At 67.2% G+C, this 15,307-nt stretch carries 12 protein-coding genes; 2 read left to right on the top strand and 10 right to left on the bottom strand.

Translation table 11 applies throughout. The annotated features are described in order from the left end of the window. The first annotated feature begins 58 nt into the window (after window positions 1–58). Window positions 59–1,060 (top strand): Bug family tripartite tricarboxylate transporter substrate binding protein, encoded by a 1,002-nt coding sequence (locus AC1DQR_RS35790; protein ID WP_477134745.1) that lies wholly within the window; start codon window positions 59–61, stop codon window positions 1,058–1,060. A gap of 33 nt (window positions 1,061–1,093) precedes the next feature. Here the strand turns inward: AC1DQR_RS35790 and AC1DQR_RS35785 are convergent, their stop codons facing one another. After that, window positions 1,094–2,512, bottom strand: coding sequence for a CoA transferase (locus AC1DQR_RS35785; RefSeq protein WP_477134744.1), 1,419 nt, complete (start codon window positions 2,510–2,512; stop codon window positions 1,094–1,096). A 113-nt stretch (window positions 2,513–2,625) separates the two neighbouring features. Here AC1DQR_RS35785 and AC1DQR_RS35780 point away from each other — a divergent pair, with 113 nt between their 5' ends. Beyond that, on the top strand, window positions 2,626–3,804 hold the full coding sequence (locus AC1DQR_RS35780; RefSeq protein WP_477134751.1) for a citrate synthase family protein: 1,179 nt from the start codon (window positions 2,626–2,628) through the stop codon (window positions 3,802–3,804). A gap of 118 nt (window positions 3,805–3,922) precedes the next feature. Here AC1DQR_RS35780 and AC1DQR_RS35775 read toward each other — a convergent pair whose 3' ends face one another. The 9 genes from AC1DQR_RS35775 to AC1DQR_RS35735 form a co-directional block, all read right to left on the bottom strand. Beyond that, window positions 3,923–5,359, bottom strand: a complete 1,437-nt coding sequence (locus AC1DQR_RS35775; RefSeq protein ID WP_416051464.1) for an amidohydrolase family protein — start codon at window positions 5,357–5,359, stop codon at window positions 3,923–3,925. Continuing rightward, window positions 5,356–6,150: an ABC transporter permease gene (locus tag AC1DQR_RS35770; RefSeq protein WP_416051465.1), complete on the bottom strand. Its 795-nt coding sequence runs from the start codon at window positions 6,148–6,150 to the stop codon at window positions 5,356–5,358. Before AC1DQR_RS35770 ends, AC1DQR_RS35775 begins: the two co-directional genes overlap by 4 nt. Before the next feature lie 42 nt (window positions 6,151–6,192). Beyond that, window positions 6,193–7,119: an ABC transporter ATP-binding protein gene (locus AC1DQR_RS35765; RefSeq protein WP_416051466.1), complete on the bottom strand. Its 927-nt coding sequence runs from the start codon at window positions 7,117–7,119 to the stop codon at window positions 6,193–6,195. A gap of 45 nt (window positions 7,120–7,164) precedes the next feature. Beyond that, on the bottom strand, window positions 7,165–8,202 hold the full coding sequence (locus tag AC1DQR_RS35760; protein WP_416051467.1) for an aromatic ring-hydroxylating dioxygenase subunit alpha: 1,038 nt from the start codon (window positions 8,200–8,202) through the stop codon (window positions 7,165–7,167). Between the two features lie 49 nt (window positions 8,203–8,251). Then, window positions 8,252–9,247, bottom strand: coding sequence for an ABC transporter substrate-binding protein (locus AC1DQR_RS35755; protein ID WP_416051468.1), 996 nt, complete (start codon window positions 9,245–9,247; stop codon window positions 8,252–8,254). Between the two features lie 468 nt (window positions 9,248–9,715). Then, a complete protein-coding gene (locus tag AC1DQR_RS35750; RefSeq protein ID WP_477134743.1) occupies window positions 9,716–10,147 on the bottom strand; it encodes a hypothetical protein in 432 nt (143 codons plus the stop codon). Between the two features lie 81 nt (window positions 10,148–10,228). Continuing rightward, entirely contained in the window at window positions 10,229–11,569 is a 1,341-nt protein-coding gene (locus tag AC1DQR_RS35745; protein ID WP_477134742.1) for an MFS transporter, read from the bottom strand. Between the two features lie 61 nt (window positions 11,570–11,630). Further along, complete coding sequence (locus AC1DQR_RS35740) at window positions 11,631–13,148, bottom strand: amidase (protein ID WP_477134741.1); 1,518 nt, start codon at window positions 13,146–13,148, stop codon at window positions 11,631–11,633. 285 nt (window positions 13,149–13,433) lie between these two features. Beyond that, window positions 13,434–15,032: an exonuclease domain-containing protein gene (locus AC1DQR_RS35735; RefSeq protein WP_477134740.1), complete on the bottom strand. Its 1,599-nt coding sequence runs from the start codon at window positions 15,030–15,032 to the stop codon at window positions 13,434–13,436. Between the last annotated feature and the right edge of the window lie 275 nt (window positions 15,033–15,307).

Raw genomic sequence — 15,307 nt, 5'->3', positions numbered from 1 at the left:
TCGCACCGGCGCACGCCGGCAACGCAAGGCCGCAATATAAACGAGGAGAAAAGACCTGATGGCGAAGTACACATTAAATAACCGATTCCTGCCCGGCTTGCCGGTGCTGCTGGCCTGCGCCGCACTGCCGCTGGCACTGGGCGCGGCTCCCGCTGCTGCCGCCTGGCCGGAAAAGCCGATCCGCCTGGTGGTGGGCTTCCCGCCGGGTGGCCCGGTCGACACCCACGCCCGCCTCCTCGCCGAAAAGCTGCAGCCGATCCTGGGGCAGTCAGTGGTGCTGGACTATAAGGCCGGCGCGGCCGGCAACATCGGCTCGGATTCCGTCGCCAAAGCCGCGCCGGACGGCTACACGCTGCTGCTGGCGAATACCGGCCAGATGGCCATCAATGGCGCGCTTTATCCCAAGCTGCCGTACGTGATGCCGCGGGATTTTGCGCCGGTGGCCCGCACCGCGCTGATTCCGCTGGTCATGGTGGTCAATAACAACGTGCCGGCCCGCAATCTTAAGGAGTTCATTGGCTATGCGCGCGCCAATCCCGGCAAGCTGAATTTTGCCTCGGGCGGCAACGGCGGCATCTCCCACCTGATGCCGGAGATGTTCAAGCAGGCCAGCGGCACGTTCATCGTCCACATTCCCTACAAGGGCAGCGCCCCGGCTCTGACCGATGTGATGGGCGGCCAGGCGCAGATGATGGCCGACTCGATCCCGCTGTTCACGCAATACATCAAGGCCGGCAAGGTGCGCGCGCTGGCGGTGACGTCCAAGCATCGCTCGCCCGCCTTGCCTGACGTGCCGACCATGGAAGAGGCCGGGCTGAAGAACTTCGAGGTGGTCGGCTTCTACGGCATGCTGGCGCCCGCGGGCACGCCCAAGGAGGTGGTGGCCAAGTTGTCTGGCGCGCTGCAGACCGTGCTGGGCGAAGCCGATACCCGCGCCAAGCTGGAGCAGCAAGGCGCCGAGGCGGCCTGGCAGGGCCCGGAGGCCTTCGGCCAGGCCATTGCCGCCGAGCAGAAGCGCTGGGGACAGGTGATCAAGGCTTCGGGCGCGAAGATCGACTAAGCCGTCCACGCCGGGGCGGGCTGCCGGCGTGACTTACCACCGCGCCCGCGCGGTACCCAGCTTGCCGGCCGGGCGCTCCCAGTGCATTGGCGCACCTTGCACCGTGGCGGGCGGCCTGATCCGGCGTGCCGGGCCCCATGCGGTGTCCTCGGCGACGGCTGCCAGGTCGGCGGCCGTTTCGGGGGCCAGCATTGGCGCCTCGCCTTGCGGGCCCGCGCCCGCCACCAAAAGATGCGCCGTGCGCGCCAGCGAGGCCCGCACCTCGCAGCCGGCGCCGGTCGCCAGGCGCTGCGCCAGCCCGCGGATGGCCGCTGTTGCCATCAGGTAGCCGGTGGCGTGGTCGATGGCCTGCACCGGCAGCGGCTTGGGATGGTCCAGGCCTGCGGCGCGCATGCCCGCATCGGCAATGCCGGTGCTCATCTGGATCAGGCTGTCGAAGCCGCGCCGGCCCTTCCACGGCCCGCTCCAGCCATAGGCATCGAGCGACACATCCACCAGCGCGGGATTGATCTCGCGGCGCCGCCGCGCGTCCAGTCCAAGCCGTACCAGGGCTTCGGGACGGTAGCCGTGCACCATCACGTCGGCCTGGCTCAGCAGCTGCTCCAGCACCTGCCGGTCCGCCGCGCTTTTCAGGTCGAGCCGGGCGCAGCGCTTGCCGAGCACCACTTCCGGCACGGTGCCTGGCTCTTCCCAGCCGGGTGGGTCGATGCGGAGCACATCGGCGCCGAAGCCGGCCAGGAAGCGGGTGGCCACCGGGCCCGCCAGGATCCGGGTCAGGTCCAGCACGCGGATGCCGCGCAACGGACGGTCCGGGGTGATGGCCCAGGCTGGCCGAGGCCCTCCAGCGCACGTCGTCCAGTGCATCAGCGGTTCGCTGTTGACGGCGATCCCCTGCGGATGGACTGCCCATTCGGCCTCGGTGCGCATGGCCGCCGAGCAGCCGCCGTTCTCGACGATGGCGGCTTCCAGCGCGCTGGCTTCCCATCCGGATACGGCCTGGGCAACGGCGGCCTTGTCCGCTTGCGCCGCCACGCCAAGCACGGCGAGGGCCGCGTCGCGGTGATGTGGGGCGTTGGTGTGAAGACGGATCCAGCCGTCCTTGGCCCGGTAGTCGCCGGCAACCGGATCCCATTGCGGCGGTAATTCCCAGCCTTGTGGCCGCAGCGATGTGCCGAACCATAGCGAGGCGAGACGTTGATCTACCTGGACATGCGGCGCATGCCCGCAGGCCCGGTGGATCAACTCGGCAATGGCCAGGGCGGCTGCGCCGACGGCGGCGGTGGCCAGGGCGGTGACGGGGAAGACCGCGGGCAAGTGACCGGCGCCGGCCACGGCAACGTGCTCGAGCCATGCGGCGTCCCCGTGCACGCTGCGCCAGATCTCACCAAGGAAACGGGGGGCGGCAGTCGTGGGACTCGTAGCTGAAAGCGTGGATTCTCCGGGGCCGGGCATGGTGCGTTCTCCGTTGGGGGTGGGTCAGGAATTCGTGCTTTGCAGCATAGGCTCCTTGTTTTAATAGTCAATATTGATTAACTTAATCAACTTATTGATTGATTTCGTCGCCCGTGCCCCGCTACCTGACTTCCTCCGAAGCCGCCGCCCAGCTTGGCGTGTCTCGCCAGACGCTCTATGCCTATGTCAGCCGTGGCTTGCTGCACGCGCACGATGGCGAAACCCACCGCGAAAGCCGCTATCTCGCCGACGACGTTGCGCGGCTGGCCGGCCAGCGCACGCGCGGCCGCAAGCCTCGCGAGGTGGCCAAGGCCACGCTGAGCTGGGGTCTGCCGGTGCTGGAATCGGGGATCACCTTGATTGAGGACGGGCGGCTCTACTACCGAGGCATGGATGCCGTTGCGTTGGCCGCGTCGGATACCGTGGAAGCGGTGGCCGCATTGCTGTGGCAGTGCCCCCAGGACGCGGCGTTTGGCGCAGCGCCGCTTGCGCCGGCGCACCTCGCGGCAATGCAGGCGGCCTTCTCCGGGCGCCGCAGCGAGGCGGCGCTGCTGCCGCTGTTTACCATCGCCAGCGAGGACGACCCCACGGCGCAGTGGCAAAGGTCACCGCAACGCCTTGCCGAGGGCTGCGGCGTGCTGGTGCGTCTGCTGGCGGCCTGCCTGCTGCACACGGCGCCCGCCAGCGCGCCGGTCCATCGACAATGCGCCAGCGCCTGGCAAGTGGACGAAGAAGGCGCGGACCTGATCCGCATGGCGCTGGTGCTCTGCGCGGACCATGAGCTGAACGCGTCGAGCTTCACGGCCCGCTGCGTGGCGTCCACCGGCGCCAGCCTGCGCGCATCCGTGGTCGCTGGGCTGGCCGCGCTGACCGGTGGGCTGCATGGCGGGACCACCGCCCGCGTGGAGGCTCTCTGGGACGAGCTCGGCGAGGCGCCGCCCGCATCGAAGCTGCGCGAGCGGCTTGCCCGCGGCGAGAACCTGCCGGGGTTTGGCCATCATCTCTACCCCGCCGGCGACATCCGCGCCGCCGGCCTGCTGGCGCGGATACTCCCGCATCATCCGCAATGGCAAGCGATCATCGACGACGCTTTCGCGCTGCTGGGGCAGAGGCCATCGATCGACTTTGCACTGGTGGCGCTGCGCCGGCATCTGCGGCTGCCGCCCGGCGCGGCCTTCGGCATGTTTGCGCTTGGCCGCTCCATCGGCTGGATCGCGCACGCGCTGGAGCAGCGTGCCGATGCCGAGCTGATCCGCCCGCGTGCCGCGTACATCGGCCCGCGCCCCGGCTAGCCTGGATCAAGCCGCAGTTTCGGCGAACCGCAGGCCGATCAGCCCCACGAGCGCCAGGCCCAAGAAAAAACCCGCGGCCAGCTCGCGCCTTCCTGCATCAACGACGTGGCGCCGCGGGTTATGCGGCGCGCTGCTGCAAGCGCAGCACTGCGTCACGCGCGGCAGCGCCAAGCTCGCCAAGGTCCAGCCCCGGAATCGCATCATGCTCCACCACCACGCGGCCAGCCACCAGCAGCGCGCGCAGAGCCGGCCGCCCGCCGCTGGCCACGGGCGCGATGGCCGGATCGTGCAGGCCAAAGCAGCGCGGGTCGTCGAGCCGGTAGATGGCGAGGTCGGCCGCCTTGCCCGGCTGCAACGTGCCCACCGCATCCAGGCCAAGCACCGCCGCGCCGCCCGCCGTGCCCCAGCGCACGACGTCTTCCACACGCGCGGCGTCGGCGCCGCCTTCATGGTCGCCACCCTCGGCGCGCGGGCGGGCGCCATGGCCTCGCCGCGCGCGCTGCAGCAGCCATGTCGCATGCGTCTCGGAGATCATGTCGGCCGCTTCGTTGGAGGCGGCGCCGTCTACCCCGATCGACACCGGCACGCCAGCGGCTTCCAGCGCCGGGATGTTCGCGATGCCGCTGCCCAGCCTGGCGTTGCTCTGCGGGCAGTGCGCGATACCAGTGCCGGTTGCGCCGAGCTGGCGGATTTCGTCCGTGCCCAGTTTCACCAGATGGGCGAACCAAACGTCGCTGCCCAGCCACTCGTGCTCGCCGCAGAAGGCCACCGGTGTCGTCTGGTACTTGTCGCGCGCGGCGTTCTGGTATTCCACGGTCTCCGATAAATGGCTGTGCAGCCGGATGCCAAGCCGGCGCGCGGTGCGCGCGCAGGTGCGCAACTCCTCGGGCGACATGGAGTAGAGCGGCGTGGTGGGCGCCATCACCACGCGGCGCATCGCATCCGGCGCGGGCTGGTGGTAGCGCGCGGTGAGCCGTTCGCAATCGCTCAGGAACTGGTAGAGCGTTTCGGGGCGCAACGCCTGCGGCAGTTCGCTCTCCAGCTGGCGCGTGCGGGTGGCGCCGCCGCGGCACAGCACAAAGCGCAGCCCCAGCGCCTCGGCTTCCTCGAACAGGATGGCCGAGCTGTCGTAGGGCATGCCGGGATAGTAGAGATAGTTGTGGTCCGCCACCGTGCCGCAGCCGCTGCGCACCAGTTCGATCAGGCCGATGCGGGCGGCAAGCCGGAAGGTGGTTTCGTCAAAGGCGGCGCGGAAGCGGTAAGGCGTCGCTCCAAGCCACGGCGTGAGCGTCAGGTTCAGCCCCGGCGGATCGCCCTTGAGCAGCGACTGGAACAGGTGATGATGAGTGTTGACCCAGGCCGGGTAGACCACGCAGTCGGTGGCATCGATGACTTGTTCGCCGGGGCGCGGCGCCAGCTTCCCGATGGCCTCGATGGTGCCGCCGGCCACGCGCAGGTCCGGGCCGGCATGGCGCTCGCCTTCACCCTTGCCGTTACCATGAAGGCCGGTCAGGATGGCAGTGGCATTGCGGATCAGGATGGTGTTGGTCGTCATGCCAGCTCGCTCTCGTGCCAATGGGACAGTGCCATGCGTGATACCACCACCATGGCGCCGAACAACGCGACGCCGGTTAGCGTGATCAGGAACAGCGCGGCAAACAGGCGCGGGATATTGAGGGCGAAACCCGCCTGCAGGATCTGGTAGGCCAGCCCCGCGCCCGTGCCGCCGGTGCCCGCCACGAATTCCGCTACCACCGCGCCGATCAGCGCGAGGCCGCAAGATATCCGCAGGCCACCGAAAAAATACGGCAGCGCGCTGGGAATGCGCAGGCGGCGCAAGGTATCCCAGCGGCTCGCGCGGTTGATGCGGAACAGGTTGAGCAAGCCGGGGTTGACGCTGCGCAGGCCCAGCACCGTGTTGGAGATGATCGGGAACACGGCCACCATGGTGGCGCAGATCACTAGCGCCAGCGTCGGCTGCTTGACCCAGATGATGATCAGCGGTGCGATCGCCACCACCGGCGTGACCTGCAGCAGGATCGCGTAGGGAAACAGGCTGGCTTCGATCAGGCGGCTCTGCACGAAGATGAACGCCGCGGCGGTGCCAACTACCACGGCCAGCGCAAAGGCCAGCATGGTGATGCGCAGCGTCACCCATAGCGAGCCGCACAGCAGGCTCCAGTCTTCCACCAGCGCATGGCCGATGGCGGTGGGCGTGGGCACCAGGTACGCGGGTACGGCGAGCACAGTGCATGTCGCCTGCCAGGCGAGCAACAGCAGCACGCCGACGGCAAGCGGGGCGGCCACGCGCTGTACGGCGGGGCGCGACAGTAGCGGGGGATTCATGGGGGCTCCTTGTTGTTTGTGGGATCGATGCTGCTGCCGGGCTCAGTGCTCGTCGGGGTCGACGCCGGTGTTGGCCTGCGCCAGCAGCGCTGACAACTGGGCGCAGTACTGCATGAAGGCGGGCGAAACACGGAAGGCCTCATCGCGGACTTCGGGGCCCTCGATGGCCACGTCGGCAATCACGCGGCCCGGCCGTGCCGCCATCACCACCACGCGGCTCGACAGGTAGACCGCCTCATAGATGCTGTGGGTGACGAAGACCACTGTCAGGCCGCGCTCGGCCCAGAGCGCGCGCAGGTCGGCGTCGAGCTTGTTGCGGGTGAACTCGTCGAGCGCGCCGAAGGGCTCGTCCATCAGCAGCAGGTTCGGGTTGGTCGCCAGCGCCCGCGCGATCGACACGCGCATCTGCATGCCGCCAGACAGCTCACGCGGATAGGCCGCGGCGAAGCGGCCCAGCCCCACCAGCGCCAGCGCGCGCCGCACGCGTTCGTCGGCGTCGGCGCGCGGCATGCGGGCGAGGTCCAGCGGCAGCCGCACGTTGTCGGCCACGCGTGCCCACGGCATCAGCGTGGCCTCCTGGAACACCATCGCCAGCGTGCGGCCTGCGCTGTTGGTGGCGCCGTTCGTTCCGGCGTTCGTTCCGCTCGGAAGGGCGGGGTTGCCCCACCAGCGCATATGGCCCGCCGACGGCGCCTCCAATCCGGCAAACAGCTTGAGCAAGGTGCTCTTGCCGCAGCCGGACGGCCCCAGCAGCGAGACGAACTCGCCGGGCTTGATCGCCAGCTTGACGCGCTCCAGCGCCACGGTGCCGTTGGGATAGGTCTTCTCGACCTGGTTGGCGAACAGCAGTGGCGCGTCGGCATCGCGCCGGCTGGTGCCAGCGGGCTCGCCGCCGGCGTTGGGCGCAAGGCCGCCGGGGCTCGGGGCTGCAGCGCGGGCTTGCGTGGCACTGCGAAAGAGGACGCTCATGGCTGTCTCCGTATGGAATGGTTCGGGGACTATCCGAAGTCCGGCCTAAGCGCGAACCACGGGAATGCGGAAGGTCTCCTTCTCTCCATGCCGGGTGAACAGCTCCATCAGCATCTTGCGCATCAGCAAGCCGGGCTTGTCGGATTCCATATGGAATTCAACGCGGCGGCGCGTGTCCACGCAGGCGTCGTAGTCGGTGGCTTCCAGGATGTCGCGGTCCTCGCCGACGATGGGCGCATCCCAGTCGATCAGCTCCTGGGTCGAGCAGTCTTCCTCGCTGTCATTGCGGTACAGCCATTGCGACAGCATCACGCTCTTGTCGTCGATCGGCGTGGCGCAGTTGTAGATGATGTGATGGCGCCCGCTGGCCGGGTAGATGCAGCCGAAGCGGCGCGTGAACGGCAGGTCCCAGCGGTTGAACATATGGCGATGCGTGATCGGCTCGGTGGTGCCGGTAACACGGTGGCCCGCCTCGATATTGCGGATCGGCACCAGCGTCTCCGCCTCGAAGCCCCACTCGCGCTGCTGCAGCTCGTACTTCTGCGGCTTGGGCTGCTCGGACAAACCAAAGTTGGCGCGGTGCACGAAGCTGAAGTGCGAGTTGTCGAAGGCGTTCTCCATCACGCGCAGCGAGCTGGTGTTCCACTTCTCGTAGAACTGGAAGATGCGGCGGTAGGCGGGGTCACCATCCTCGGGGAAATCGGGGATGGGCTGCAGCGGATCGTCCAGCGCCACCCACACGTAGCCGTATTTCTCTTGCACGTGATAGGCCTGCACCTTCGCGCCAGAAGGAATGGCGTTGTCCGGCGCCTGCGGAATCCGCACGCAGCTGCCCGAGCAGTTGTATTCCCAGCCGTGGTAGCCGCAAACGATGTCGCCGCGCTCGTTGACCCAGCCCTTGGACAGGCGTGCGGTGCGGTGGCAGCAGCGGTCCTGCAACGCCGCGGGCTTGCCGTCGATGCCTTTCCAAAGCACCAGGTTCTCCCCCAGCAGGGTAAAGGGCTTGGGGCCGTCGTCGAGCATCGAGATCGGCATCAGGGCATACCAGAAACGGCGCAATACGGGCTGTTGGGTGACCAGCATGTCAAATATCCTTGTATGGGGTTGAGCTTGAACGGTGAAGCTGCGCGCTTCAGGGCATGACCTTCAGGTCTTTCACGAACTGCGTGGTGTAGGCTTGTTTCCAGTCGGTATCGGCCTTGAGCAGCCCGGCCCCCACCATGAAGTCGCGCGTCTTCTGCCAGCGTGCATCGGTCATCACGCCGATGCCGTAGCGGGCCGCATCGCCACCGCCGACCATGTGGTACTCCTTGAGTTTCTCCACGCCCCAGGCGAGCTGGTCGTCCTTCATGTTGGGGTTTTCCTGCTTGATCAGCGCATTGGCCGGGGCGGGGTCCGCCAGGTAGCTCTTCCAGCCTTCCATGCTCGCCTTGACGAAGCGCGCGACCACGTCCGGCTTATCCTTGACCATCTTCTGCATGGCGACGATGGTGGTGCCGTAGGGCGGATAGCCATCGTCGGCGAACAGGAAGAAGCGCGTCTTGGCACCGGCCTTGCTGGCCGAGAACACTTCGGAAGAGGCATACGCCTGCTGGGCCGCCTGCGGATCGGCAAAGAAGGGCTGCAGGTTGAAGGTGTAGACGCGCGACTGCGATTCCTCCAGCTTGTACTTGCCCTTGAGCCACGGCCACCAGGTGGTGCGTCCCGAGGTGGAGACCAGCACTGTGCGGCTCTTCAGGTCGGCCAGGCTCTTGACGTCCTCATGGGTCATCATGCCTTGCAGGTCGGTCTGGAAGGAGGTTGCCACGGTGGTCACCGGCACGCCTTGCTCCACGCTCTTGAGCACCTGCAGGTCATAGCCCATCAGGAAATCGGCCTGGCCGCTGGTGAGGATCTGCATGCCGTTGACCTGCGGGCCACCCATGCGAACCGTGACATCGAGGTCGTACTTCTTGTAGATGCCTTTTGCTACTGCTTGATAAAAGCCGCCATGCTCCGCCTGGGCATACCAGGAGGTGAGGAACGTCACCTTATCGGCGGCTAGCGCGGTGGCGGGGATGGCGGCGAGCGTCAGCGCGGCGCAGGCGCCGGTAATCAACAGGCGGCGCAATGGGGAAGGCGTCTTCATGGGGGCTCCTGTGCGGATGTTTGCGGGGGAAACCAGGATGGGCACGGCGACAGGCGGGCGACGACGCGGGACGCAAGCGGCGCCATGGCCGGCAGATGTGTCCGCGAAATGGAATAAGGGCGTGAAGATGGGGGACATCGTGGGCGCTCTCTTTTCTCTCGTGCCCGGCCTGGTGGCCGGATCCAAACGCCCGGATGCCTCGCGATGCGAGTCAGCCAGGCGTGCGACCGGATGGTCGCGAGAGCAATGTCCCGTGCCGGCATGCGCCTGCCCGCTAGGGGAGGCGAATCGGCACTAACCGCTTCTACTCGATAGCTTGTTCAGCAAGAGGTGTGCCAACGGCGGCGGTGAACGCCGCGCCCCAAATGCGCCGGATCGCAGCATGCCGCCGGGCGGCCCTGGTGCACGATCGCCTGTCTCGACGCGCGATGCGCACCAATTCGGTGAGCGGCGCGGTGGCCGGTGCGATCAGGAGCTGGTGCTGGCCCTGACCAGCCCGCCGCAGCGGCCTAGCGCGGTGGTGACACAGCACGCGTTGCCGGACCAGTCGCCACCGATCACCAGGCCATTGGGACCAGCGATCAGGCGGCGATGGCACAGGCCGGGTACCAGCAGGGGTTCGGGTGACGTGGGCGCGCGCGCATCGCGCGGGCCGCCGCCCGGCGCACGCGCCGGTGGCACCTCCTCGGTCCACAAGTAGGCGGTGCCGCCAGGAACGGCCTGCACGGATTGCGGCGGGCCCCACTGCGCCTTGGCTTGCTCGATCGGGGCGGCTTGCCACGAATCCAGGATGCGCTGCATGGCGGATTGCTCGACGCTTGCGCAGCCGCCCAGGGCGATGGCGGCGAGTGGGGTCAACCAAAGGCGAGGGGAGATGGAGAGACGGCGAACGACAGACATGGCGGCTCCAGGGGGGCAGGCATGCCCCCTCCGTGCAGCCTAGCCTAGCCGCCCACCTCGCCGCAAGCGGCCGCAGGCGCCTTATGCGGGCTTGCCCACAGTTGGCGCCAGCACGGTCTTGTCGGCATCCCGGGACGGCTCGTGCGCGCTGTCGTCGCCACCGGCCTGGCCCAGGTCCATGCCCTTGGTTTCCGGCAGCAGCAAGGCAGCGCCCATCACCATCATGTAGCCCACCCCAGCCACGATAGCGATGGCCAGTGGCAGCGACGTGCGGCCGGTGCTGAGCCAGCCCACCGTCAGCGGGAACAGCGAGCCGATCACGCGCCCGACGTTGTACGAGACGCCATAGCCCGTGGCGCGGATATCGTTGGGATAAGACTCCGAGATGGTGGCGCCGATGCCGGCGAACACGCCCTGCATCAGCACGCCCAGCGGGAAGCCCAGGAACAGCATCGACGTGTTGGAGACCGGGATCACCATATAGACCAGCGCCATGACAAAGGCGCCGGCGGCAAAGGCGATATAGGTCAGGCGGCGTCCCCAGCGGTCGGTGGCATAGGCGCCGGCCACGTAGCCCACCAGCGAGCCAACGATCGTCATCGCGAGGTAGGAGCTGGTGCCGAACACCGACAGCCCGCGCTCGGTCTTGAGGAACGTGGGCAGCCAGGTGGCAATCGCATAGTAGGCGCCCAGCATGCCGCCCGAAAGCAGGCTGCACAGCACGGTCTTGCCCAGCAGCGGCCTGCGGCCGAGCCGCGCCAGCTGCTGCCATGCGGTGGGCCCGCTGCCGGCGCCAGCGGCGACGCGTTCGGCCTGGCTCTTGGTGAAGACTTCCGGCTCTTCCAGGTTGCGGCGCAGGTAGATCACCACCAGCGCCGGCAGGATGCCCATGAAAAAGCAGACGCGCCAGGCGGTTTCGGCCGGGAAGATGCTGAAGGTGATGGCGTAGGCAATGGCCGCCGCGCCCCAGCCGAAGGAATAGCTGCTGGCGGTGAAGCCGGAGTATTTACCGCGGTGCGCCGGGTTGCGGATCATTTCCGTCACCAGCACCATGCACAGCGAGGATTCGCCGCCGAAGCCCAGGCCCTGGAGCATGCGGAAGGCCAGCAGTTGCTCAGGGGTGTTGGTCAGCCCGCACAGGAAGCAGGCAACGGCGAACACCACGATCGTCCAGCGCAACACGCGCACCCGGCCATAGCGGTCAGCCAGGACGCCCGCGCCGATGGCGCCCACCAGTGACGACACCAAGGTCCAGGTGACAATGGCGCCGGCGGCCGATTTGCTCATGCCCCACTGGGTGAGCAACGTCGAAATCAGGAAGGAATAGATCATGAAGTCGAACACGTCGACCGCATGACCGAGGAACGCGCCATAAAACCCCTTGCGCTCCATTGTCGATAAATCCTTGAACCACGTGAACATGCTCTCTCCTTCGTGTCGTTGCTTCGGGGGCGGTGCGCTGGTTTTTTTGCGCCGGGGCGCGTTACACCGGGTCGGACTGGGATTGGGATTGAGCGGGAGCTGGCGGCGGCCGGAAGGCAAAACCCGCTGCTTCCAGCAACTGGGCAAAACGCAATGCGGTCAGGTCCTCGAACCTTCCTGCGACGATCTGCACGCCCACCGGCAGGCCACTGCGGCCCGGGCCGATCGGCGCTACCGTCGAGGGCAGGCCGCACAGGCCGGAGTGCCCGGCCCAGAACAGCTGGCTGGTGAGCGGCTGCGCCCGGCCATTGACCTGGAGCATGCGCTGCCACGGCTCGCCGGCTTCATCCAGCACAAAGGCGGTGGTGGCGGCTGCCGGGCACAGCAACACGTCGACCTCGCCAAAAAAGCGTTGCCAGGCCTGCGCGAAGGTGGCCCGGGCTTGCTGCAACTGCAGCCATTGCCGGTGCCGGATGCCGGCGCCGGCGAATTGCAGCGTGGCGTAGCTGTGGTCGTCGGGCGCGGTGCCTGCGGCGCGGGCCAGCGCGGCATCGAAGCCAGCGTCATCCATATGGACCGACGTGGTAGCCCGCAGCATCAGCACGTAGGTGTGCCAGAGAGCCGAGGCATCAAAATCCGGGCGCGCGTTCCAGCGAACCTGGGCGCCTTGTCCCTCCAGCCAGCGGCCGAGCTTTTCGATTTCGTCGCTGACTTCCCCGTCCGCCTCGCACAGCGGATGGCTCGGCAGCACGGCGACGCGGAAGTCGGCAAGCGCGCGCTTGTCGCAGGGCGGCAGCGTCAGGCGATAGGCCTGCGCTTCAATGCCGTCCGGGCCAGCCAGCGCCCGCAGCAGCAGTTCCAGGTCGTGCGCGCTGCGCGCCAGCGGCCCCGCCACATTGATCTCCTGCTCGCCGTAGCCGTGGCCGATGCCATGGCCGCGCAGCGGAACCAGTCCATGGCTGCTCTTGTGCGAGAACACGCCGCAGTAGTGCGCCGGGTTGCGCAGCGACGAGCCGATATCCGAGCCCACGTCAAAGAAGCTCATGCCCGCGCAAACCGCCGCGGCGCTGCCGCCGGACGAACCGCCCGGGGTGCGGCTGGGGTCGCGCGGGTTGCAGGTGGTGCCGTAGATGGCGTTGTAGCTTTGCCAGTCGCGCAACCCGATCGGCACGTTGGTCTTGCCCAGCAGGACCGCGCCGGCCGCGCGCAGGCGCTCGACCACGGCCGAGTCGCTGGTGGCAATGTTGTGGCGCTGCGCCGGGTTGCCGCACGTGGTGGGCCAGCCTGCCACGTCGAAGGATTCCTTGATGGAGAAGGGAATGCCGTCCAGCAAGCCAAGCGGCTCCCCGCGGCGCCGGCGTTGGTCGCTGGCCTCGGCCGCGGCGCGCGCGGCGGTGAAATCTGCCAGGATGAGGGCGTTGATCTCCCGATGCGAGGCGGCATAGGCTGCCTCGCACCAGCTCACCAGGTCCTGCGCGCTAGTGTTGCCTTTGGCCAATAGCGCTGCGGCTTCCCAAACTGGCAGGAAGCGCGCCTCTGGCGGCCGGGTGTCGGTGCTTGCTATGTCTTGCCGCGTCACGCATTCGCTCCGTATTGTGGGGTCCGTTGCTATGGCGCCCGGGTTGGCGGCAATCGGGGTTGCCTCCAAAATCGGTATACTATATTCATTAAATTGCCGAGAGCAAGGCAAATGTTCGAACGCCAACAATTCGCCAGATTCTGGTGCAATGCAGCAGATTTCGGCACAAATACAGAGTCAGCGGGAAGGGAGGGCTAGATGCCGCGCACCTTGGTGGTGCGTGGTTTATGAATATTTGGTATACCGTTTGTGATCTATGGGCTGGCTGGTCGGCAGTCACCCCGCCTAGCGGTCGAAGAAAGGCAAGGTCTGCTGGTCTGGGCTTGGCGGCTTGCGCCGGTGGGACGCCGCCGGGGGCGATGTCGTCTGCGGCTGTGTTTCAGGCCGGGGCGCGGCCGGTGGTTGCAGCTCGAATCGCCGCACCGCTTCCAGCGGAACGGCAGCGGCGAGCAAGGCCGGCAGCCTTGGCGCCAGGATCTGATAGGTGTCCAGGTCAAAGCGCGCGGGCGAGGACAACAAGCCTGGCGCCTCCTCCAGCGTGGGCGCCGAGCCCAGGTAACACCAGTCTTCCAGGACATGCCACCACGCCTTGGCGCCGTGCTGCTCTCGCCATGCCACTGCACCCGCGAACGGCCAGGGCCGAATCGCCAGGTTGGCCAGTGCTGTAACCGCCCGCTCGCGGTGAGCTGCGAGGGACTCGTCGCCGGTGCACGCGCCCAGGCAGCGGTGCAGTTGACGCGCGAAGCAGGGCAGGCCGCGCCGCGCGGTCTTTTCCAGGGCGAGGGCGACCTGGCAGAGCTGATGGGTTTGGGCCAGTTCGGCCAGCCGGGCCTGGGCGCTGGCCCGGCTGGGAAAGGCGCCGTATAGATTAGGGTGCCTGCTGAAATCGGTGTTGCGATCCGAGCGCAGTATCGGCGCGCTCAGTCCGGGGGCCAGTTCCCAAGCGTAGAGCCCGGCATTCTGGCGCAGCATCTGGTTGTGCAGCGGCTGCATCGTCTTGATCAGGTGCGCTTCCAGCAGCAGCGCGCCGGCCTCACCGCCGGTCTCGCGCCATTCGACGCGGCGCACCGCGCGCGCTAGCCGCATTTCCAGGGCCGCACGATGATCGCCGGAGAAATGCGCGCCAATGCGTTGGCGCAGGTGGATGCTTTTCCCTATATAGAGAGGCATGTCCTGGTCGCCATAAAAGAGATAGACGCCCGGGGTGTCGGGAACGTCGTCCAGCGCGGTTTCTTCGAGCCCGGCGGGCAGGCTCGCCCGCTTGATCAGCGACTGCACTGCGGATTCGACCAGGTCCATCGTGTAGAGCTCGTGGACCTTCTGCCAGAATTGCCACAACAGCTCGGCATCGGCGAGAGCCCGGTGCCGGCCCTTGGGCTGCAACTCGAACCGGGCGATCAGCGCATCCAGCCCGTGGCGCGCCGCCGAGGGAAACAGCGAGCGCGAGAGCCGTAACGTGCACAGGACATCGGCGCGAAAGGTGATACCGACGCGGCGGAACTCATTCTTGAGGAAGCCATAGTCGAAACGTGCGTTGTGCGCCACGAAGAGCTTGCCTTGCAGCCGCTCCGCGAGCGTTTCCGCCAATGACTCAAAGCTTGGCCGACCGCGCACCATATCGTCGGTGATGCCGGTCAGTTGCTGGATAAAGGGCGGGATGCCAATGCCCGGGTCTATCAGGGTCTCCCATTCGACAATACCCTCCGGGCCCACTTCCACGACGCCAATCTCGGTAATACGGTCGCTGGTACCATCGGCGCCCGTCGTTTCCAGGTCGACAAAGACAATCGGACGTGAAAGTGCTGCTGCCAGCGCCTGTGCATCAAGATGCCGGGGCACATTCGCCGGCTGGTGCGATGGCTGGTAGATAGGAAGGTCAGGCATCCGCCGATTCTAATAGATAGAGATAGCAGCCGCGCGACCCTGCGCCGGGGCATGGAAGCCTGCTTCATCACCGTGTCACAGACCGTTCTGAAGAAATTCAAGAAAACGCTTGCCAAGGCCGAGGGGGTCCCCTATGATTCGCCCCCTCGCAACACGAAACGCCGCTGCAAAGCAGACGGGACAAGGGTTGCGGGGTTGGCGGGGTGGTTGGCGGCGCGCACGGCGCAGCGAGCTGAAGGAAAAAAACCTGTTGACGGGAAAAAAACCTGTTGACG

The organism is Cupriavidus sp. 05L411 (genome assembly GCF_056398045.1).
This window is presented reverse-complemented; position numbering and strand designations above follow the sequence as displayed.